Annotated in this window: 2 protein-coding genes; both read right to left on the bottom strand. The window is 75.3% G+C overall.

Features of this window, described 5'->3' with window-relative positions:
• Positions 1-57: 57 nt before the first annotated feature.
• Positions 58-7,176 (bottom strand): non-ribosomal peptide synthetase, encoded by a 7,119-nt coding sequence (locus JXZ78_RS11365; protein ID WP_238782857.1) that lies wholly within the window; start codon positions 7,174-7,176, stop codon positions 58-60.
• Positions 7,173-23,477, bottom strand: coding sequence for a non-ribosomal peptide synthetase (locus JXZ78_RS11355; protein WP_275127698.1), 16,305 nt, complete (start codon positions 23,475-23,477; stop codon positions 7,173-7,175). The genes JXZ78_RS11365 and JXZ78_RS11355 overlap by 4 nt, the downstream gene beginning before the upstream one ends.
• Between the last annotated feature and the right edge of the window lie 2 nt (positions 23,478-23,479).

Here is a 23,479-nt window from a genome sequence, read left to right as displayed (position 1 = left end):
TTCTTCTCGGGAGAGGGGCTTCAGGGAGGGATGAGGGGCGTGATGTGCTCTGCCGGCCTACCGGGCGGGGCCGTCGTCCGTGCCGTCCAGGCACTGGGCGACCACCCGGCCGATGTCGGCCAGCGGTTCGGGGCGGCACATGTCGTGGTGGGTGCAGTCCACGGCGTACCGGTGCACGCGCCCGGTGGCGAAGGGCTCCCAGACGGCCGCCGTGGGTGCTTCGTCCGGGCGGCCGGCGGTCGCGGTGAAGTGCAGGAGGTCGCCGTCGAAGCGGCCGGGCGCGTGCGCGGACGCGAGCTCAGCGCTGTTGACGAAGACGTCGGCCAGGGCCGCGACGCGGCGTTCCTCGATGTCGGCCAAAGGGCCGCCGCCGCGGCGCAGGATCTCCATGACGTCCTCGACGCGCAGCCGTTCGGCATCGGTGACGTCCTCGCCGTGGCCCGCGAAGTCGAGCAGCGTCGTCAGCACGTCCCGCTCCTCCACGGGCGGGGCCGCGGCCTCGGGGTCGCGGGGGTAGGAGTCGAGCAGGGCGAGGAAGGCGACGTCCTCGCCCTCGGCCTGGAGGCGGACGGCGATCGCGTGGGCCGCGAGGCCGCCGAAGGACCAGCCGAGCAGGTGGTAGGGGCCGGTGGGCCGGACCGAGCGGATCTGCCGGACGTAGTCGGTGACCAGCTCGTCCATGGCGGTCGGGTACGCCTCGGACCGGGCGAGGCCGCGGGCCTGCACCCCGTACACGGGCCGGTCGGGGCCCAGGTGGCGCAGCAGTCCGGCGTAGGCCCAGCTGAGGCCGCCGGCGGGGTGGACGCAGAACAGCGGCGGCAGTGCGCCGGAGCCGCGCAGCGGGAGCAGGACGTCGAAGGCGTCGCCCCGGACGCCGAGGCGCAGCCGGTCCATCAGACGGCTGACCGTGGGCGCCGCGAACAGGTCGCTGACCGACAGCTCGACGCCCGCCGCCTCCCGGATGCGGCGGACCAGCCGGATGGCCGCCAGCGAGTCCCCGCCGAGGTCGAAGAAGTCGTCGTCGATACCGGTCCCGGTCAGGCCGAGGACCTCGGCGAACAGGCCGCAGAACACCTCCTCCTCGGGGGTGCGGGCGGGCCGCCTGGCCGTCACGGACAGCGGGCCCGGCTCCGGCAGGGCGCGCCGGTCGAGCTTGCCGCTGGTGGTCAGGGGCAGGGCGGCCAGGACCAGCACGGTGGCCGGCACCATGAACTCCGGCAGGTGCTGCGCGGCATGGCGCCGCAGGTCGACGGGGTGCGGTTCGGCTCCCGGCGCGGGGACCACGTACGCCACCAGCCGCTGCTCTCCGGGCCGGTCCGTACGGATGACGGCGGCGGCCGCGGCGACGGTGTCGTGCCGGGCCAGGACAGCCTCGACCTCGCCGGGCTCGACGCGGAATCCGCGCAGCTTGACCTGGTCGTCGGCCCGTCCGGCGAACTCCAGTACCCCCTCCGCGGTCCATCGCGCGAGGTCACCGGTCCGGTACATCCGCTCCCCCGGCTCTCCGAACGGGCAGGCCACGAACCGCTCCGCCGTCAGACCGGGCCGCCCCAGGTACCCACGGGCCAGCTGCACACCCGCCAGGTACAACTCTCCCGTCGCGCCCGGCGGCACCGGGCCCAGAGCCGCGTCCAGCACGTACGCCCGGGTGTTGCGGACCGGCCGGCCGATGGGCACCGGGCGGGCGGAGGCGGTGTCCGAGGCCGTGACCGGGGGCCGCCCACAGGACCAAGTCGTGGCGTGGATGGTGGTTTCCGTCGGCCCGTACAGGTGGTTCAGGGTCGCGCCGAGGAGAGTCGCGGCACGGTCGCGCAGCTCGGCGGGCAGCGGTTCGCCGCCGGTCTGGACACGCCGCAGGCTCGTGCAGCGGGCGGTGTCGGGCTCGTCGAGGAAGGCCCGCAGCATCGACGGCACGAAGTGCACGGTCGTCACGGCATGTTCGCGGATCAGCGCGGCCAGGTAGGCCGGGTCCCGGTGTCCGTCGGGAGCGGCCACGACGATGCGTGCGCCAGTGGTGAGCGGCCAGAACAGCTCCCACACGGACGCGTCGAAGGCGGCGGGCGCCTTGAACAGGCAGATGTCGGAGGGTTCGAGGCCGAACTCCTCCTGGATGCCGAGCAGCCGGTTGACGACGCCCGCGTGCGACACGACGACGCCCTTGGGTGCGCCGGTGGAGCCCGAGGTGTAGAGCACATAGGCGGGGTGCGACGGGGAGAGCCGCACAGGCACCGTACGCGCGGTGCCCGCCGTCGCAAGCCGGGGGTTCCGCACGTCGTCCGAATCGTCCAGGACGCACACGGGGCACGCCTCGTCCAACAGGAGGCGGATGCGTTCGGCCGGCAGGGCGGGGTCCACGGGCAGGTAGGCCGCGCCGCTCTTGAGCACCGCCAGCAGCGCCACCACCAGCTCCACGGAACGCGGCAGCACCGCGGCCACCACCCGCTCCGGCCCAGCGCCCCGCCCCGCCAAAGACCGCGCCAACCGGTCGGCCCACGCATCCAGCTCCGCGTACGACAGGGTGGCACCCTCGCCGACCACCGCCACCGCGTCCGGCGTACGCGCCACCTGCGCCGCGAACAGCTCCGGCAGCGTGACCGCGGGCAACGGCCGCGCGGTGGCGTTCCACCCCGTCAGCACCAGCTCCCGCTCGGCCGGGGGCAGGACGTCGAGCCGCCGGATCCGCCGGCCGGGGTCCGCGGCGACGGCGTCGAGCAGCCGCTCGAAGCGGGTGACCAGGCCCTCCACCGTGCCCCGGTCGAACAGGTCGGTGCTGTACTCGACGCCGCCTTCGAGACCGTCGGGCGCGCCGTCGGGCGTGTTCCGCTCGGCCAGCCGGAACAGCAGGTCGAACTTGGCCGAGCGGGACTGTGTCCCCTCGGCCCGGACGCGCAGTCCGGGCAGCTCCACCGGCAGGTCCGCGGCGTGCTGGAGGGACAGCAGCACCTGGAACAGCGGGTGCCGGGCCGCCGAGCGGGGCGGGTTGAGCACCTCCACCAGGTGCTCGAAGGGCACGTCCTGGTGGCTGTACGCGGCCAGGCCGGTCCGGCGGACCCGGTCGAGGAGGTCCGTGAAGGGCGGGTCGCCCCCGGTGTCGGTGCGCAGCACCAACGTGTTGACGAAGCAGCCGACGAGATCGTCCAGGCCCTCGTCGGTGCGCCCCGCGACCGGCGTGCCGATCGGGATGTCGGTGCCGGCGCCCTCGCGGGTCAGGAGTGCCGCGAGGGCCGCCTGGACGACCATGAACAGGCTCGCGCCGTTCGCCCGTGCCAGCCCGGCGAGCCGGGCGTGGGTGGCGGGAGCGACGTGCAGCGGCACCGTCGCGCCACGGTGGCCGGACACCTCCGGCCGGGGCCGGTCGTGCCGCAGCTCCAACTCGGCCGGCAGTCCGTCGAGCGCCGTCCGCCAGTACGCCACCTGGCGGGAGAGCGCGCTGTCCGGGTCGCTCTCTTCGCCGAGGAGGTCGCGCTGCCACAGGGTGTAGTCGGCGTACTGGACCGGCAGCGGCGTCCAGGCCGGGTCCTCGCCCGTACGGCGGGCCGCGTAGGCGGTGGACAGGTCGCGGGCGAGCGGGAGGTTGGACCAGCCGTCGCCCGCGATGTGGTGCAGTACGAGCAGCAGGACGTGCTCGTCGGGGCCGAGCGCGAACAGTTCGGCGTGCAGCGGGGGTTCGCGGGTGAGGTCGAAGGGGCGCGCGTACGCGTCCGCCAGGGCCGCCGCGAGGGCGTCCTCGGCGACCGTCCGCACGGGCAGCGCGGGGGGTGCTTCGGCGGGCTCCAGTACGTGCTGGCGCGGGGTCCCCCCGGTGTCCGGGTACACGGTGCGCAGGACCTCGTGCCGGGCCACCACGTCGTTCAGGGCGGAGCGCAGGGCCGGGACGTCGAGCACGCCGGTCAGGCGCAGCGCGAACGGCATGTGGTACGTCGGCGCGGGGCCTTCCATCTGGTGCAGGAACCACAGGCGCCGCTGGGCGAAGGACAGCGGCAGTTCGGCCGGGCGCTCGTCGGCGGGCCGCAGCGGCGGCCGTCGCCGGGCGTCCTCGCTCGGTGTGCCGAGCCGGACCGCGAGCCCGGCTGCGGTCGGGGCCTCGAAGACGTCCCGTACGGCGAGTTCGGCGCCGAGGGCCGCGCGGACGCGCGAGACCAGCCGGGTCGCGAGCAGGGAGTGGCCGCCGAGGGTGAAGAAGCCGTCGTCGACGCCGACCCGGGGCACGCCGAGGACTTCGGCGAACAGGCCGCACAGGATGTCCTCGACCGGGTCGCGCGGCTCGCGGCCGCCGGTGGTGCGCGTGCCGGGGGCGGGCAGGGCGCGGCGGTCCAGTTTGCCACTGGGGGTCATCGGCAGGGCGTCGAGCACGACGATCTGGCCGGGCACCATGAAATCGGGCAGCGTCCCGGCGCAGAACTCGCGCAGCTCCCCCGCGTGCGCCCGGGCGCCGGGCGCGGGCACCACGTAGGCGGTCAGACGCTGGTCGCCGGGCCGGTCCTCGCGTACGGCGGCGGCCGCGTGCGCGACGGTGGCGTGCCGGGCCAGCACCGTTTCGATCTCGCCGAGTTCGATCCGGTAACCGCGCAGTTTGACCTGGTCGTCCGCCCGTCCGGCGAAGGCGAGCTGCCCGTCGGCCGTCCAGCGGGCGAGGTCTCCGGTGCGGTACATCCGGGTTCCCGGCGCGCCGAACGGGTCGGCGACGAAGCGTGCGGCGGTCAGGCCGGGCCGGTTCAGGTAGCCGCGGGCGAGCTGGATGCCGGCCAGGTAGAGCTCGCCCACCACGCCGGGCGGGGCCGGGCGCAGCCGCGCGTCGAGCACGTAGGCCCGGGTGTTGGCGACCGGCCGGCCGATCACGGGCCGCGCGCTGTCGCGTACCCGGGCGCCGACGACGTCCACCGTGCACTCGCTCGGCCCGTAGTAGTTGTGCACCTCGGTCCCCGGGCGGGCCCGCAGCGTCTCCCACAGCGCCGCGTCGACGGCCTCCGCGCCGAGGAGGATCACCGCCGGGCGGTGTCCGGGGCCGTCCAGCAGCCCGAGCGCGGTCAGTTCCCGCATCAGCGAGGGGGCGACGCCCAGGTAGTCGATGCTCCGCTCGCGTACGTAGGACAGCAGCGCGGTGGCGTCGCGGCGGGTGTCCTCGTCCACGAGGTGCAGTTCGTGGCCGGCGACGAGTCCGGCCAGCTGTCCCATGGAGGCGTCGAACGACACCGACGCCGTGTGGGCCACGCGCAGCCGCCGTCCGGACGAGGCGGCCACGGCGCCGGCCGCCGGGTCGAACACCCGGTCGCGGTGGTCGGCGTACAGGTTCGCCAGGCCCAGGTGCGTGACGACGACGCCCTTGGGCACGCCCGTTGAGCCGGAGGTGTAGACGATGTACGCGGCATGGTCGCCGCGCAGGGGCGGGGTACGGAGGGCACCGGCGGCTTCGGACGGATCGTCATCGTCCAGCAGCACCAGGGACGCCGCCCGGTCCTCCCCGAGCCGCCCGGCCGACTCCCGTTCGGTCAGTACCAGCGGTACGGCCGTGTCGGCCAGCATGAACGCCAGCCGCTCCGCCGGGAAGCCGGGGTCCAGCGGTACGCACACTCCGCCGGCCTTCCAGATGGCCAGCAGGGCGGCGAGCATGTCCGCCGACCGGCGCACGCACAGTCCGACCAGGACGTCGGGCCCGGCGCCCCGGGCGGCCAGGCGCCGCGCGAGGCGGTCCGCGCGCGCGTCCAGTTCGGCGAACGTCCAGGACTCCTCGCCGCAGACGAGGGCCACCGCGTCCGGGGCCGTCGCCACCCGGGCCGCGAACGTCTGCGGCATCAGCTCGGCCGGCGGCTCGCCGGCCGTACCGCTCCACTCCCCCAGCACCCGCGCCCGCTCGGCCGGAGCCAGGAGCTCCAGCGCGCCGATCCGCCGGCCGGGGTCCGCGGCCAGGTTCTCCAGGACCCGGACCACCCGCGCCATGATCGCCTCGGCGGTGTCCCGGTCGAACAGGTCGGTCTGGTAGTCCAGGCGCAGCCGCAGCGGCCGGCCGGGCATCACCATGAAGTTGAGCGGGTAGTGGGTGACGCCCTGACTCCGGCTCGCCGTCGCCCGCAGCGCGCTGCCGTGCGCGGTGGCGGCGAGTCCGCTCTCCCCGGCGGGCAGGTTCTCGAACACGGTCACGGTGTCGAACAGTTCGCCCGAGCCGAGCGTGCGCTGGATGCCGGAGAGTCCCACGTGCTGGCAGGCCAGCACGTGGGTCTGTTCCTCCTGGAGCCTGGCCAGCATCCCGGTCAGCGGCTGTTCCGGGTCGAGGCGTACCCGTACCGGCAGCGTGTTGGCGAACAGGCCGATCATCCGCTCGACGCCGGGCACCTGGGGCGGGCGGCCGGAGACGGTGGTGCCGAAGACCACGTCGTCCTTGCCGGTCAGCCGGCCCAGGACGACGGCCCAGGCGCCCAGGAAGACGGTGCTCAGGGTCAGCCGCTCGCGGCGGGCGAGGGCGTCCAGCGCGGTGCTGAGGCCGTCCGGCAGGTCGCGCAGGACCTGGCCGGGCAGGGCCGGTTCCCGGGACGGATCGGCGGGCGCCACTCGGGTGGGCTCCTCGACGCCCTTGAGCACCCGGCGCCAGACGTCCTCGGCGGCGGCCCGGTCCTGCCCGGCCAGCCAGGCGAGGTAGTCGCGGTAGCGGGCCGCCGGCGGCATCCCGTCCTCCCGGCCGCCCCGCACGTACAGCTGGAACAGCTCGTCCAGCAGCAGTTGTACGGACCAGCCGTCGAGCACCAGGTGGTGCGCGGTGACGACGAACCGGTGCCGTGCCGGGCCGAGCCGCAGGAGTGCGAAGCGCAGCAGGGGCGGGCGGGCCGGGTCGAAGCGGCGGAGCCGGTCCTCGGCCGCGATCCGCTCCGCCTCGGCCTCCCGCTCCTCGGGGGCGGTCGCGGTGAGGTCGGCCTGACGCCACGCCAGGGTGACGTCGCGCGGGACGATCTGCACCGGTTCGTCCAGGCCCTCGTGCCAGAAGCCGGCGCGCAGGGCGGCGTGGCGCCGCAGCAGCGTGCGCGCGGCCTCGCGCAGGGCCGTCGCGTCGAGGTCGCCGTCCAGGTCGTACGCGCTCTGCAAGGTGTAGAGGTCGAGCGCTGCCGTGTCGTACAGCGCGTGGAACAGCAGCCCCTCCTGGAGTGGTGCCAGGGGGAGGATGTCCTCCAGTTCCGGCTGCGTCATTGTGATCGCCTCCATGCGGCTTCGAGCTGTTCGAGCTTGTCCTGGCTGAGCCGGACCAGCGGTACGTCGGACGGGGTGCGGCCACCGGCGTCGGGGCGGGCGGCCTGGGCGGCCAGCGTTTCGAGCGCGCGGGTCCAGGCCGCGGCCAGGTCGTTCATGTCACGGCCTGTCAGGGGCGCGTGGGCCCGGCGCCAGGTCGCGGCCAGCCGGGGCCCGCCGGGGCCGTCCACGGCGGTGATGTCCACCTCGGCCCAGTAGCGCGCCGGTTCGTCGGCCGCGTCCGGGCCGGACGGGACCTGCGGCAGCTGTCCGAGGTAGTGGAAGGCGAACCGGGGAGTGGGCAGGGCCGCCAGCCCGGGGGCGGTCTCGGGGTTGAGATGGCGCAGCAGGCCGTGCCCCAGACCGCCGTCCGGCAGGGACCGCAGCTCCTCCTTGACACGTTTGAGCGCCGTCGCGGCAGCGTGCCCGCCGCCCTCCCGCAGCGCGTCCCCGCCCGGGTCGCCCAGGTCCAGGCGGACCGGGTGGGTGGCCGTGCAGCGGCCCACGGTGCGGGACAGGTCGATGCCCTCGCCGAGGGGTACGCGGCCCGGGCGCCGTACGTCGGCGAGCACGGTGCCGTCGCCGCCGGTACCGCGGCGGCGCTGCCAGTCGGCGACCGCCAGCGCGAACGCGGTCAGCAGCACGTCCTCGGCGTCGGCGTGGAAGGCCGCCGGTACGTCGGTGAGGACCCGCCCGGTGTGTTCGGCGGACAGGAGGGTCGTCAGCGTGCCGTCTCCGGCCGCCTGTGCCGAGAGGCCGTCCGGGCGGTCGGCCGCCCGCGCGTCCGGGGCGTCGTCCGGGCTGCCGGGCCCCGTGAGAATGCCGGCCCACCGGGACAGTTCCCCGGCCCGCCGGGGGTCCCGTGCCTGGGTGCGCAGGTGCTGGGCCCAGCGCCGGAAGGACGTGCCGACGGGAGCCGGCCGGGGGTGCCGTCCCTCGGCGGCAGCCTCGCAGGCGTCCGTGAGGTCTTGCAGCAGGGTGCGCCAGGTCTGCGGGTCGGTGACGAGGCGGTGCAGGACGAGCAGCAGCAGACCGGGGCTGCCGGGCCGGGCGTCGAAGCGGACCGCTTGGAGCAGCACCCCGGACTCCGGCGCCAGCCGGGCCGCGGCGGCCCGTTCCTCCTCGGCGACGGCGGCCTCGTGCGGTGCGGTGCCGGTGCGGCGCACCTGGTCAGCGGCCCGGACGGTGCCGGGCGGCAGCACTTCGAGCAGCCACCCCGGTCCGTCCGCCTCGGCGGGCCCGCCGGAGGTCAGGCGCGCCCGCAGCGCGTCGTGGTGGTCGAGAACCGCCTGGAGGGCGGTCTCCAGCGCGTCGTCGCCGAGCCCGGCCGGGAGCGGTACGGTCATCGCCTCGTACCCGGTGCCGGGGTCGGCGTCGCGTTCCCGCAACGCGTGCAGTTCCGGTGTCAGCGGCACCACACCGATGCCCGCCTGCGGTGCCTCCGTGGCGACGGGCGCCGCGTCCGGTGTCCCGGCGGCGACGGCCAGGGCCGCCACGGTCTTGTGCCGGAACACGTCCTGCGGTCCGATCGCCAGCCCGGCGGCCCGGGCCCGGCTGACCACCTGGATGGAGACGATGCTGTCACCGCCGAGGTCGAAGAAGTCGTCGTCGGCGCCGACGGACGGGCGGCCGAGCACCTCCGCGAAGATGTCGCACAGCAGCCGTTCCCCGGCGGTCGCCGGGGGGCGGCCCGCCGTGGCCCCGGCCGTCGTCTCCGGCGCGGGCAGCGCCGTACGGTCGGCCTTGCCGTTCGGGGTCAGCGGCAGGGCGTCGAGCGGGACGATCACCGAGGGCACCAGGTACTCCGGCAGCCGTCGGCGCAGCCAGGCGCGCACCGAGGAGCCCAGGGCGGCCGACGGCGCGGCGGCCGCCGCCGGGTCGTTGGTGAAGGACGGCGGTGCGGTGCGGTCGGCCGCCGGCACGTACACGTCGGTGACCGGGACGCTGTCGTACGGAGCGGTGTTGTCCGGCGTGGGACCGTCCGGCGTGGCGGCGTCCTGAGCGGCGAACAAGGCGTCGAAGCAGTCGTCACCCGCCGTACCCGACCAGGTGACAGCCGTCCAGAAGCCCAGCCGCTCCCCCGTCGCGCACACCGTCTCGGGATCCACGGTCACGGCGTGCCCGGCCGCGGCCTCGCCCGCCAGCCGCGCGTTGGGGATGCCGGTGAGGCGCAGCCGGTCCGGGCGGCGTTCCGCCAGCAGCGCGGCGATCTCCGCCGCGCCGCCCAGGCCCGGGTGCCAGGGCAGGGCGGGCGCGTCGGCGAACGGCCGGGCCGGTGCGGTCAGCGGCGCGCGGCGCAGGACGACGTCGTAGCGGTACCGGGACAGCTCGTTGTGGTACGTCCCGCGCTTGAGGCGCACGTCGACGGCGCCGATTTCGGGGACGGTGGCGGGCAGGGCCGGGAAGAAGTCCGGGTCGACCAGCAGTTCCCGCTCGGGTGCGGTGGCTCCGGCGGCCGCCCGCAGGCTCGGCAGCAGCCGCAGGTTGCGGAGGTCGCCGAGGAACAGGGCGCCGCCCGGCGTCAGCAGCCGCAGCGCGGCGCCGATCACGTCGGTCAGATAGGCGGCGTCCGGGAAGTACTGGGCCACCGAATTGAGGACGACGGTGTCGAAGAAACCTTCCGGCAGTCCGGTGAGGTCGTCCGCGGGCTGGGCCCGGAGCACCACCCGGCCGGCGAGCGCGGGCCGTTCGGCGACCTGTGCCGTCAGCGACCCGATCACGGCCGCCGACAGGTCGGTGCCCCAGTACGCCTCGCACTCCCCGGCGAGCCGCGACAGGATCAGGCCGCGGCCGACGCCGATCTCCAGCACCCGCCGGGGCCGCAGGTCCCGGATGCGCGCGACGGTGGCCTCCCGCCACTGCCGCATCTCGTCGACGGGCAGGGGCTCCCCGTCGTAGGTGCTGTTCCAGCCGGTGAAGTCCTCGCCGAACGGGGCGGTCTGCGTCGTCCCGTACAGGGTGTCGTAGAGCTGCCGCCACTCGCCGAGGACCCGTTCGGGCGCGCCGTCGGCGGGCTTCGCGGGCCCGGGGTCGCCGGTGGACTCCGTGGGCCGCGGGCCGTCCGCCGCCGGGACCACGTACCCGAGCAGGCGGGTCCCGCCGGGGCCGTCGTCGCGGACCGCCGCGACGGCCTGCGCCACCTCGGGGTGGGCGGCCATCGCGGCCTCGACCTCGCCGAGTTCGACCCGGTGGCCGCGGATCTTGACCTGGTCGTCGGTCCGCCCGGCGAACTCCAGCTCGCCGTCGGCGTTCCACCGCACGAGGTCCCCGGTGCGGTACATCCGGGTGCCCGGCGCGCCGAACGGGTCGGCGGTGAACCGCTCGGCGGTCACCCCCGGCCGCCGCAGGTAGCCCTGGGCCAGTCCGGCGCCCGCCAGGTACAGCTCGCCCGCCACGCCGGTCGGCACCGGGCGCAGCGCCGCGTCCAGCACGTAGGCGCGGGTGTCGGTGATCGGCGTACCGATGGGAGCGACGGTGCCCTCGCCGGTCAGCGGCCGGCTCATCGTGCCGCAGACCGTCGCCTCCGTCGGCCCGTAGGCGTTGATCATCCGCCGGCCGGGGGCGAAGGCCGCCGCCGTCTGCGGCGGGCAGCTCTCTCCCGCCACCACCAGGCAGGTCACCGGTGCCAGCTGATCGGGCGTCATGACGCCCAGCGCCACCGGCGGGACGGTCAGGTGGGTCACGTCGTGCTCGGCCAGCACGGCCGCGAGGTCGGGCCCCGGCAGGAGGCGTTCGGCCCGGACCACCACCAGGGCCGCACCGGTCAGCAGCGCCATGCACAGCTCCCAGAACGCCGCGTCGAAGCTCGGCGAGGCGAACTGGAGGACCCGACTGCCCGGCCCGGCGCCGAAAGCGTCCGCCTGCGTCGCCGCCAGGGCGGCCGCGCCCGCGTGGGTGACGGCCACGCCCTTGGGTACGCCGGTCGAGCCGGAGGTGTAGATCACGTAGGCCGGGTGCGCGGGGTCGGGGCATCCGGGCTGCTCGGTGCCGGGGTCGGTGTCCGGCTGCCCGGCCAGGTGCCCGTCGCCCTCGTCCAGGTCGAGCCGGGGCAGGTGGCCGGAGCCGGGTACCTCCTGGCCCGCGATGCCCGTCAGCAGCAGCGACGGGCGGGCGTCGTCGAGCATGAACGCCAGGCGTTCGGCTGGGTACCCGGTGTCGAGGGGGAGGTAGGCCGCGCCCGCCTTGAGCGTCGCGAGGACCGCCACCACCAGGTCGGCGCCGCGAGGAAACGCCAGGGCGACGACGTGCCCGTGGCCGATGCCGCGGGACAGCAGAAGACGGGCCAGGCGGTTGGCCCGGGCGTTCAGCTCCTGGTACGTCAGCGTGCCGGACGCGGACAGCACCGCCGGGGCTCCGGGGTGCCGGGCCACCTGGCGCGCGAACAGCTCGGGCACGGTGGTGGGCGGCACCTGCGGGCCGTCAGCCCCCGAAGCGCGGGCGTGTTCGGCGGGGGTGAGGACGTCGGCCTCGCCGATGGGGCGCGCCGGGTCGGCGGTGACTGCCTCCAGCAGCCGTGTCCACCGCTCCACCAGCGCCTCGACCGTCCGCCGGTCGAACAGATCGGTGCTGTACTCCAGCGTCCCGCGTACGCCCCCTGAAGAGCCGCGTTCGGTGACGCTGAAGAACAGGTCGAACCGTGAGGTCCCGGAGGCGGCCGGTTCGGGCGTCACCTCGACGCCGGGCAGCGCGAGTCCGGCCTCCGGGGTGTTCTGGAGCACCATCGCCACCTGGAACAGGGGGTGACGGTTCGGGGAGCGGACCGGGTTGAGCGCCTCCACCAGGTGCTCGAAGGGCACGTCCTGGTGGGAGTAGGCGTTCAGGGCCGTCTCCCGTACGCGCCGGAGCAGTGCGCCGAACGACGGGTCGCCGGAGGTGTCGGTGCGCATCACGAGCGTGTTGACGAAGAGGCCGACCGCGTCGTCGAGCGCCTCGTCGTGGCGCCCGGCGACACCGCTGCCGATCGGCAGGTCGGTCCCCGCGCCGAGCCGGGTCAGCAGGGCGGCGAGGCCGGCGTGCAGCACCATGTGCAGGCTGGTCCCGGTGTCCCGGGCGAGGTCCGCCAGACGGCGGTGGAGTGCGGGGGCCAGGTCAAAGCCGAGCGTCTCGCCGCGGTAGGTGGAGACGGCGGGCCGGGGGCGGTCCGTGGGGAGGGCGAGTTCCTGGGGCAGGCCGGCCAGGGTCTCGCTCCAGTAGGCGACCTGTCGGGCGAACGGGCTGTCGGGGTCGGTCTCGTCGCCGAGCAGCGCGCGCTGCCAGAACGTGTAGTCGGCGTACTGGACGGGCAGTGGCGTCCATGACGGCGCCCGGCCCCGGGTCCGCGCTGCGTAGGCGGTGGCCAGGTCCCTCGCCAGCGGGGCCATCGACCAGCCGTCACCGGCGATGTGGTGCACCACCAGCACCAGCAGGTGCTCCCGCGCGCCCAGGTCGAACAGTTCGGCCCGTAGTGGCAGGTCGGCCGCGAGGTCGAAGGGGTAGCGCGCCGCCGCCTGGACGGCCTCGCGCAGCCCGGTCTCGTCGGTGTGCCGTACGAGCAGTTCGGGGCGCGCGCCGTCCGCGTCGAGGACGAGCTGGCGGGGCACTCCGTCCGTCACCGGGAAGACGGTGCGCAGGCTCTCGTGCCGGGCCGCCACGTCGGCCAGCGCGGCGCGCAGTGCCGTACGGTCCACGGCGCCGCGCATGCGCAGGGCGATCGGCATGTTGTACGTGGCGTTCGGGCCCTCCAGCCGGTGCAGGAACCACAGCCGCTGCTGGGCGAACGACAGCGGAAGGGTCTCCGGACGGGGCATCGGCCGCAGTGCGGGCCGTGTGGTGTCCCGGGTCTCCTCGTCGTCCAGCCGCGCGGCCAGTCCGGCGACCGTGGGGGTCTCGAACAGGGCGCGGACGGGCAGTTCGGCCCCCAGGGCGGTACGGATGCGGCTGATGAGCCGGGTCGCCAGCAGCGAGTGCCCGCCGAGGTGGAAGAAGTTGTCGTCGACGCCGGCCGCCGCCAGGCCCAGCACCTGCGCGAACAGGTCGCACAGCACCCGTTCGCGCGGGGTGGACGGCGCGCGCGAACCCGCGACGGACCCGAGGTAGGGGGCGGGCAGCGCCGCCCGGTCGAGCTTTCCGTTGCCGGTCAGCGGGAGTTCGGTGAGGACCAGTACGGCGGCGGGCACCATGTACGCGGGCAGTTCCGCGCGCAGTGACGCGGTGAGCGAGGCGACCAGTTCGCCGCGCTGCCGGGAGGCCGCCGGGTCGTTGGCAAGCGTGGGCGACGGCTCGGTCACGGCGTTCGCCGCCGGGCGGTGGACGCCGTCGAGGGCGGTCGCCGCCGGGTCGGTGAAGAGCACGTCGAGGAGTTCGGCGGCGTCGCCGGAGCGGGTGACCACGACCCGGTAGCCGGCGCGTTCGCCCAGCTCGTGGAAGGTGTCCGGGCCGAGGTCCGGCGCGGTCGGCTGCTCGGCGGGGCCGAGGAGGGCGAGGACGTCGGCCAGCGGCCGTCCCTCGTCCAGTTCGCGCGCGGCACCGGCTTCATCCGCCAGCCGTTCGTCGGGCACCCCGGTCACGCGCAGTGCGGGCACGCGCTGCGTGGTGAGGCGCCGGGCGAGGTCGTCGGGTCCGGACACGTCGTGGCCCCAGCGCGCTTCCGGTACTGCCGTCAGATCCGTCGGTACGGCCGTCAGGCCCGTCGCTGCGTCCGTCAGGTCCGTCAGTGCTGCGGCGGACCGTTTGTGCAGGACGACGTCGTACCGGTAGCGGTTCAGCTCGTTGACGTACGCGCCGCGCTTGACCCGCAGGTCGACGCCCGCGATGTCCGGGTGCCGCGCCGCGAGCGCGGTGAAGAACGCGGGGGCGAGGAGGAGTTCCTTCTCCAGCAGGACGGCCTGCTCCACGGCGCGGCGGACGGCGGCGGGGTCGGCGGACGGCGTGGCGCGGCGCAGCTGCACCGCCGTGTGCAGGCACCGCAGCAGCCGCAGGTCCCGCACGTCGCCGAGGAAGACGGCCCCGCCGGGGGCGAGCAGCCCCAGCGCCGTGCCGAGCACGTCGGTGAGGTAGCCGGCGTCCGGGAAGTACTGGGCGACCGAGTTGATCACGACGGTGTCGAAGGAGCCGGCCGGCAGGCCGTCCGCGTCGGCGGCGGCCTGCACCCGCAGCTCCACCCGCCCGGCCAGGTCCGGCCGTCCGGTCACCTGGGACCGCAGCCGGTCGACGGCGTCGGCGGAGATGTCGGTGCCCCAGTAGGTCTCGCACTCGGGGGCGACCTGGGAGAGCAGCAGTCCGCTGCCCACGCCGATCTCCAGCACCCGGCGCGGGCGCAGTTCGCGGATGCGGGCGACCGTGGCGTCCCGCCACCGGCGCATCTGCCCGACCGGCAGGAGCCGCCCGTCGTAGCTGCTGGTCCAGCCCCTGAAGTCGGCGCCGAACGGCGCGGGCTCCGCCTCCTGGTGGCCGACGCCCCCGTACAGGGAGTCGTAGACCTGCTGCCATGCGTCGAGCTGGGCCCGTGCGGCCGTGTCCCCGTTCCGCTCGCCGTCCGCCGGGACGACGTAGGCCACCAGCTGTGTGCCGGACGTCCGGTCCTCCCGGGCGACGACGGCGGCCCGGGCGACGGCCGGGTGGCGCAGCAGCGCGGTCTCGACCTCGCCCGGCTCGATGCGGTGGCCCCGCACCTTGACCTGTTCGTCGGCGCGGCCGGCGAAGTGCAGTTCGCCCGCGGCGGACCACCGGGCCAGGTCGCCGGTGCGGTACATCCTCCCGCCCGGCGCGCCGAACGGGTCGGCCGTGAAGCGTTCGGCGGTCAGGCCGGGCCGGTTCAGGTAGCCGCGCGCGAGCTGCGCGCCCGCCAGGTACAGCTCGCCCGGCACGCCGGGCGGTACCGGCCGCAGCCGCTCGTCCAGCACGTACGCCCGGGTTCCGGGCACCGGCCGCCCGATCGGCAGCGGACCGTCGCCGGCCGTGGCGCCCGGCGGCATCCGCAGGACGACACAGCCCACGGTGGCCTCGGTCGGCCCGTACTCGTTGACCACGGCGGCCTGCGGCTGTGCCCGCCGCCAGGGCGCGAGCTGTTCGCCGGTGAGCTGTTCGCCGCCCGCGACGAGGTCGGCGACCGCCGTCTCCGGGCCGGGCGGGGTGGTGCCGAGCAGCGCGAGGTGGCTGGGCGTCACCTTGAGGAAGGTGTACGGGCCCGGGGCCGGCGCGCCGGCGGAAAGGTCGCCGATCAGCACCCGGCCGCCCGCGGTGAGCGGCGCGTACAGCGCGGTGACGGTGAGGTCGAAGGAGACGGGCGAGTGCAGCAGGGCGGTGCCCGCGGTGCCGGGGTACGCCTCACGGGCGAACGCCAGGTAGGCGGCGAGGGCGCGGTGTTCGACGAGTACGCCCTTGGGCGTGCCGGTGGAGCCGGAGGTGTGGATGACGTACGCGGGGTGCTCCGGGCGCAGCGGCGCGGTGCGCTCGGCGTCCGTCACGTCGTGCTCCGGCAGTTCCCCGGCCTCCCGCCGGGCCTCGTCGCTGTCGGTCGTGAGCCAGCGGGTGTCCGTCGCGGGCAGGCCTGCGGCGAGGCCGGAGCTGGTGATCCCGTAGGCGGCACGGGCGTCGCCGAGCAGGAAGCGCAGCCGTTCGGCCGGGTGCGCCGGGTCGAGGGGCAGGTAGGCGGCGCCGGTCTTGAGGACGGCCAGCAGCGCCACCACCAGCTCGGCCGAGCGCGGCAGGGCGACAGCGACGAGCTGCTCCGGGCCGATGCCGCGCCGGACGAGCAGCCGTGCCAGCCGGTTGGCCTCCGCGTTGAGTGCGGTGTAGGTGAGGTGCGTGGTGCCGTCGGTGACGGCCACCGCGTCCGGCGTGCGCCGCGTCTGCGCCTCGTACGCCTCGGGCAGCGTCACCGGCGGCGTGGTGAGGCCGGTGCCGTTCCAGGTCTCCAGCAGCCGCTCACGCTCGGCGGCGTCGGTGAGGTCGACGGTGCCGATCGGCCGGTCCGGTGCTGTCGTCACGGCGTGCAGCAGCCGGACGAAGCGTGCCGTGAGGGCTTCGGCGGTGCCGTGGTCGAACAGGTCGGCGCTGTACTCCAGCACGCCGTCGACCCGGTCGGGGGCGCCGTCCTCGGTGTAGTGGTCGGTGAGGCTGAACAGCAGGTCGAACTTGGCCGCGGCCAGCTCGGCGACGTCGGGCGTCACCCGCAGGCCGGCCATGGCGAACTCGGGCGTGGCGTTGTTCTGGAGCGTCAGCATCACCTGGAAGAGGGGGTGCCGGGCTGCCGAGCGGGCCGGGTTGAGCAGTTCCACGAGGTGGTCGAAGGGCACGTCCTGGTGGGCGTAGGCGGCCAGGTCGGTCTCGCGGGCCCGGTCCAGCAGGGTGCTGAAGGCAGGGTCGCCGGAGGTGTCCAGGCGCAGCACGAGGGTGTTGACGAAGAAGCCGACGAGGTCGTCCAGGGCCGCGTCCGTACGGCCGGCGACGGCGGAGCCGAGGGGGATGTCGGTGCCCGCGCCGAGCCGGGTCAGCAGGGCGGCGAGACCGGCCTGCACCACCATGAACAGGGTCGCGCCGTGCTCGCGGGCCAGCCCGGCGAGCCGGGTGTGCAGCTCAGCGTCCAGGGTGAAGACCACCCGTCCGCCCCGGTGGGCGGCGACCGCCGGACGGGGGCGGTCGAGGGGGAGCGCCAGCTCCTCGGGCAGTCCCGCCAGCGCCTCGGTCCAGTGGGCGACCTGGGCGGATATCAAGCTGTCGGGGTCGTTCTCGCTGCCGAGCAGGTCGTGCTGCCACAGCGCGTAGTCGGCGTACTGGACCGGCAGGGGCTCCCATGACGGAGCCCGGCCCGCGCACCGGGCCGTGTAGGCGGTCGACAGGTCCCGGGCGAACGGGACGTTCGACCAGCCGTCGCCGGCGATGTGGTGGAGGACCAGGAGCAGTACGTGATCGTCGGGGCCGACCGCGAACAGGTCGGCTTGCAGCGGCGGTTCGGCGGTCAGGTCGAAGCGGTACCCGGCCGCCTCGGCCAGCGCCCCGGTGAGTCCGGCCTCGTCGGTGCGGTGGGTGCGCAGTTCCACGGCGGCCTGGTCCGGGCCGAGTACGACCTGTCCGGGAGCGCCCTGGATCTCGGGGAAGACGGTGCGCAGGGTCTCGTGCCGGGCCACCACATCGGCCAGGGCAGCGCGCAGGGCAGCGGTGTCCAGCGTGCCGGACAGCCGCAGCGCGAAGGGCATGTTGTAGGTCGGGCTGGGGCCCTCCAGCCGGTGCAGGAACCACAGCCGGCGCTGCGCGAAGGACAGCGGTACGGCGTCAGGACGGTGCGCGGCGGGTCGGAGGGCAGGTCGTCGACTGCCCCCGGTGCCGATGCGGGTGGCCAGACCGGCCACTGTGGGCGCCTCGAACACGTCGCGTACGGACAGGTCCGCGCCGAGGGCGGCCCGGACGCGGGAGACGAGCCGGGTGGCGAGCAGCGAGTGTCCGCCCAGGTCGAAGAACCCGTCGTCGATGCCGGGCAGAGGGCGGTCCAGCACGTCGGCGAAGATTCCGCACAGGATCTCTTCGTGGAGGGTGCGCGGAGCACGCCCGGGAGCCTGGACTGTGGCATCCGGAGCAGGCAGGGCGCGGCGGTCCAGCTTCCCGTTCGGCGTCAGCGGCAGCGCGTCGAGGACGACGACCTCGGCCGGCACCATGTAGGCGGGCAGCGTGCGGGCGACGGACTCGCGCAGCGCTTCCGGCTCCGGACCGGCTCCCGGTACGAGCCCCACGTACGCCACCAGCCGCTGGTCACCGGGCCGGTCCTCGCGGAGGACGACGGCCGCCTGAGCGACGGCCTCGTGCCGGGACAGGGCGGTCTCGATCTCGCCGAGTTCGATACGGAAGCCGCGCAGCTTGACCTGGTCGTCGGCGCGCCCGGCGAACTCCAGCACCCCGTCCGCGGTCCACCGCGCGAGGTCGCCGGTCCGGTACATCCTCCCCCAGCCTTCGGCCGGGGGGACCCCCATGCCCGGCGTGCCGTACGGGCAGGCGACGAATCGTTCCGCCGTCAGGCCCGGCCGGGCCAGATAGCCACGGGCCAGCTGGACACCGGCCAGATACAGCTCCCCGGTCACGCCCGGCGGGACGGGCCGCAGGGCGGCGTCCAGCACGTACACCCGGGTGTTGTGGACCGGGCGGCCGATCGGCACCGGGCCCGGCCGGTCCGCGCAGGTCCAGGAGGTGACGTCGACGGACGCCTCGGTCGGCCCGTAGAGGTTGTGCAGCTTCGGTCCGAGGACGTCCCTGCCGTGTGCGGCCAGTTGGGCGGGCAGCGCTTCGCCGCTGCACAGCACCCGCCGCAGGCTCGTGCACCGGGCGGCGGCGGGCTCGTCCAGGAAGGCCCTCAGCATCGACGGCACGAAGTGCACGGTGGTCACCGCGTGCTCGCGGATCAACGCGGCCAGGTACGCCGGGTCGCGGTGCCCGTCCGGCCGGGCGACGACGAGCCGGGCACCGGCGATCAGCGGCCAGAAGAACTCCCAGACGGACACGTCGAATCCGTACGGGGTCTTCTGCAGTACGGCGTCCGAGGCGTCCAGCCCGTACTCGGCCTGCGCCCACAGCAGCCGGTTGACGACGCCCGCGTGCGGGACGACGACGCCCTTGGGGGTACCGGTGGAACCCGAGGTGTAGAGCACGTAGGCCGGGTGCGACGGGGAGAGCGGTACCGTACGCGCGGTGCTCGCCGTCTCAAGCCGGGGGTTCCGCACGCCGTCCAAATCGTCCAGGACACACACAGGACGTGCCTCGTCCAGCATCGCCCGGGTCCGCTCGGCAGGGTGACCGGGGTCGACGGGCAGGTAGGCCGCGCCGCTCTTGAGCACCGCCAGCAGCGCCACCACCAGCTCCACGGAACGCGGCAGGGCTACGGCCACCACCTGCTCCGGTCCAGCGCCCCGCTGAACGAGAGTGTGCGCCAGCCGGTCAGCCCAAGCGTCCAGCTCCGCGTACGACAGGGTGCCGCCTTCGCCGACCACGGCCACCGCGCCCGGCGTACGGGCCACCTGCGCCTCGAACAGCTCCGGCAACGTGACGGAAGGCAACGGCCGCGCGGTGTCGTTCCACCCCGCCAGGACCAGTTCCCGCTCGGCCTCGTCCAGTACCGGCAGGTCGTCGAGCGTCCGTGCCGGGTCGGCCGCCACCGCCTCCAGCACCCGCACGAAGCGGGCGGCGATCCGGTGCGCCGTCTCCGCGTCGAACAGGTCGCTGGCGTAGTCGAGTTCGCCGTCGAGTCCGGCGGCCTCGCCCCGCGGGCCGGTCCGCTCGCTCACCGTGAACGCCAGGTCGAACTTCACGGCCGTGGTGTCCACCGGCACCGCGCTCACCGCCAGCCCCGGCAGGCCCAGCGGCGCCGCACCGGTGTTCCGCAGCGCCAGCATCACCTGGAAGAGCGGGTGGCGGGCCAGCGACCTGGCCGGCTCCAGGTGCTCCACCAGGTGCTCGAAGGGCACGTCCTGGTGATCGTAGGCGGCCAGGGCGGTCTCGCGGGCCCGCGCCACCAGCTCGGTGAAGGCGGGGTCGCCGCCGGTCGCGGTGCGCAGCACGAGGGTGTTGACGAAGCACCCGACCGCGTCGTCCAGCGCGTCGTCGGTGCGTCCCGCCACCGGTGTGCCGATGGGGATGTCGTCGCCCGCCCCGAGCCTGCTGAGCAGGGCGGCGAGTGCGGCCTGCACGACCATGAACAGGCTCGCGTCGCCGGCGCGGGCCAGGTCGGCGAGCCCGGCGTGCGCGGCGGCGTCCAGGGTGAACGGCACCCGGCCGCCCCGGTGGCGGGCCACCGCGGGACGGGGCCGGTCGGCGGGGAGCGGCAGTTCCTCGGGGAGGCCGGCCAGCGTCTTCGTCCAGTACGCCGTCTGCCGGGCGATCAGGCTGTCCGGGTCGGCGGGGTCGCCGAAGAGGCGGTGCTGCCAGAGGGTGTAGTCGGCGTACTGGACCGGCAGCGGCGTCCAGGACGGGGCCTTGCCCGCGTGGCGGGCGGCGTAGGCGGCGGTGACGTCCCGGGTGAGCGGCAGGTTGGACCAGCCGTCGCCCGCGATGTGGTGCAGCACGAGCACCAGGACGTGGTCGTCGGGGGCGAGGGCGAGGAGTTCCGCGTACAGCGGGGGCTCGGTGGCCAGGTCGAACGGGTGCCCGGCCGCGGCGGCGACCGCTGCCGCGAGGCCGGTCCCGTCCACGGCGCGGCACGGCAGCCCGGGCGCGGCCCGGTCCGGGGCGAGGACGACCTGCTCGGGGGTGCCGGCGGTCTCGGGGTAGACCGTGCGCAGGACTTCGTGCCGGGTGACGACATCGGCGAGGGCGGCGGCCAGCGCTGTACGGTCGAGATCGCCGCGCAGGCGCAGCGCGAGCGGCATGGTGTACGCGGCGCCGGCGCCGTCCAGCCGGTTGAGGAACCACAGCCGTCGTTGCGCGAACGACAGCGGGAGCGTACCGGGTCGTTCGGCCGGGCGCAGGGCGGGCCGCGCCGTGCCTCCGGCGTCGAGCCGCGCGGCCAGGGCGGCCACCGTGGGCGCCTCGAACACGTCACGTACCGTCAGCTCCACGTCTAGTACGGCGCGGACGCGGGACAGCAGCCGGGTCGCCAGCAGGGAGTGCCCGCCGAGGTCGAAGAACCCCTCGTCGACGCCGGGCCGTGCGCAGCCCAGCACCTCGGCGAACAGCCCGCACAGGATCTCTTCGCGGGCCGTGCGCGGTGCCCGACCGCCCTGGGGTGCGGCGGAACCGGGGGCGGGCAGGGCGCGGCGGGCCACCTTGCCGCTCGGGGTGAGCGGCAGGGCGTCCAGCGGTACCACGGCGGAGGGGACCATGAACTCGGGCAGCGTCCGGGCGGCATGGGCGCGCAGCCCGGCCGGGTCCGGCACGGCCCCGCGCGGCGCGACCGTGTAGGCGACCAGCCTGCGGTCGCCGGGCCGGTCCTCGCGGACGACGGCCACGGCGTGCAGCACGTCCGGGTGCCGCGCCAGCACCGCCTCCACCTCGCCGAGTTCGATACGGAAGCCGCGCAGCTTGACCTGGTCGTCGGCCCGGCCGGCGTACTCCAGCGCGCCGTCGGCGGTCCACCGGGCGAGGTCCCCGGTCCGGTACATCCGGGCGCCCGGCACACCGCTGAAGGGGTTCGCGACGAACCGTTCGGCGGTCAGGCCCGGCCGGTTCACGTAGCCCCGGGCGAGCTGCGCGCCCGCCAGGTACAGCTCGCCCCGGACGCCCGGCGGCACCGGGTTCAGCCCGGCGTCGAGGACGTACGCCGCCATGGCCGCGACGGGCCGTCCGATGCGGGGCCGTTCGCTGCCGGAGACGGTGGCGCCGACCGCGTCGACCGTGCACTCGCTGGGCGCGTAGTAGTTGTGCACCTCGGTGGCGGGCAGATCCCGCAGCCGCTGCCACAGTCCCGGGCCGGTGGCCTCGGCGCCGTGCAGGATCGCGGCGGGCTGGTGCCCGTCCGCGCCGATCAGGCCGAGGCCGAGCAGTTCCTGGGTGAGGGTCGGGGTGATGGACAGGTAGCCGATCCCGTGCGCCTGGATGTACGCGCCCAGCGCGGCGGCGTCGCGGCGGGTGTCCTCGTCCACGACGTGCAGTTCGTGGCCCGCGAGGAGCGTGAGCAGCTGTCCGACGCACACGTCGAAGGAGAGCGACGCGGTGTGCGCGGCCCGCAGCCGGCCGCCCGCCGCCCGCGCCGCCGGGGCGAAGACGCGCTCGCTGTGGTTGGCGAACAGGTTCGCGATGCCGCCGTGCCGTACGGCCACTCCCTTGGGCACGCCGGTCGACCCGGAGGTGTAGACGATGAAGGCGGCGTGGTCGGCGTGCACGGCGGGCATCGGGAACGGCTCGCCGTCCGCGTCCGGCCGTTCCGCCGCCCCCAGCAGGACGGTTTCCGCAGTGTGGTCCGCCAGCACACCGGCCAGGGCGGGCTCGGTGACGAGCACCCGCACCCCGGAGTCGGCGGCCATGAACGCCAGGCGCTCGGCCGGGTAGTCCGGGTCCAGGGGGACGCACGCCCCGCCGGCCTTCCAGATCCCCAGCATCGCCGGAACCATCCACGCGGACCGGGACACGCACAGCCCGACCAGCGTGTCGGGGCCCACGCCGTGCTCCACCAGCCGCCGGGCCACCCCGTCGGCCCGCGCCCGCAGCTGGGCGAACGTCAGCGTCGTGCCGCCCGCGACGACGGCGGACGCGTCGGGGGTCAGCGCCGCCTGCCGTTCGAACAGCTCGGGGACGGTGAGCGCGGGCGCGTCCTGCGGGGTGCCGGCCCAGGCGCCCAGAATCCGTTGCCGCTCCGGCGGAGAGAGGATGTCCAGTTCCCCGATGCGCCGTCCGGGCCCGTCGGCCGCGGCGCCGAGCAGCCGGACGAAGCGGGCCACCAGCTCCTCGGCGGTGGCGTGGTCGAAGAGGTCGGTGCTGTACTCCAGGATGCCGCCGAGGCCCGCGGGCTCGCCGGCCGGGCCGCGCTCCTCGACCAGCCCGAAGGACAGGTCGAACTTGGCGGTGCCGACCTCGGCCATGTCCGGGCTCACCCGCAGTCCGGGCAGGTCGAGCTGGGGCCGGGCGTTGTTGTGCAGCGTCAGCATGGTCTGGAACAGCGGGTGCCGGGCGGCCGAGCGGGCCGGGTTCAGCACCTCCACCAGGTGCTCGAAGGGTATGTCCTGGTGGGCGTAGGCGGCCAGCGCGGTCTCCCGCACCCGGCCCAGCAGTTCCTCGAAGGCCGGGTCGCCGGAGGTGTCCAGGCGCAGCACGAGGGTGTTGAGGAAGAACCCGACGAGGTCGTCGAGCGCGTCGTCGGTACGCCCGGCGATGGCGCTGCCGAGCGGGATGTCGGTGCCCGCGCCGAGGCGGGTGAACAGGGCGGCGAGACCGGCCTGCAACACCATGAACAGGCTCGCGCCCGAGGTGCGGGCCAGCTCCTCCAGCCGGGCGTGCAGCCCGGCGTCGACGGAGACGGTCACGATCCCGCCGGTGTAGCCGGGCACTGCCGGGCGGGTCCGGTCGGCGGGCAGGTCCAGCTCTTCGGGCAGGCCGTCGAGCGTACGGGACCAGTAGGCGAGCTGCCGGGCGGCCAGGCTGTCCGGGTCGTCCTCGTGGCCCAGCAGCTCCTGCTGCCACAGGGTGTAGTCGGCGTACTGGACCGGCAGCGGCTCCCAGCGCGGCGCCTGCCCGGCCCGGCGGGCCGCGTACGCCTCGGACAGGTCGCGGGCCAGCGGGCCGTTCGACCAGCCGTCGCCGGCGATGTGGTGCACGACCACGACCAGGACGTGCAGGTCCGGGCCGAGCGCGCACAGCTCGGCGCGCAGCG

The sequence above is a fragment of the Streptomyces monomycini genome (genome assembly GCF_022271435.1).
In the GTDB taxonomy this organism is placed as follows: domain Bacteria; phylum Actinomycetota; class Actinomycetes; order Streptomycetales; family Streptomycetaceae; genus Streptomyces; species Streptomyces monomycini.
This window is presented reverse-complemented; position numbering and strand designations above follow the sequence as displayed.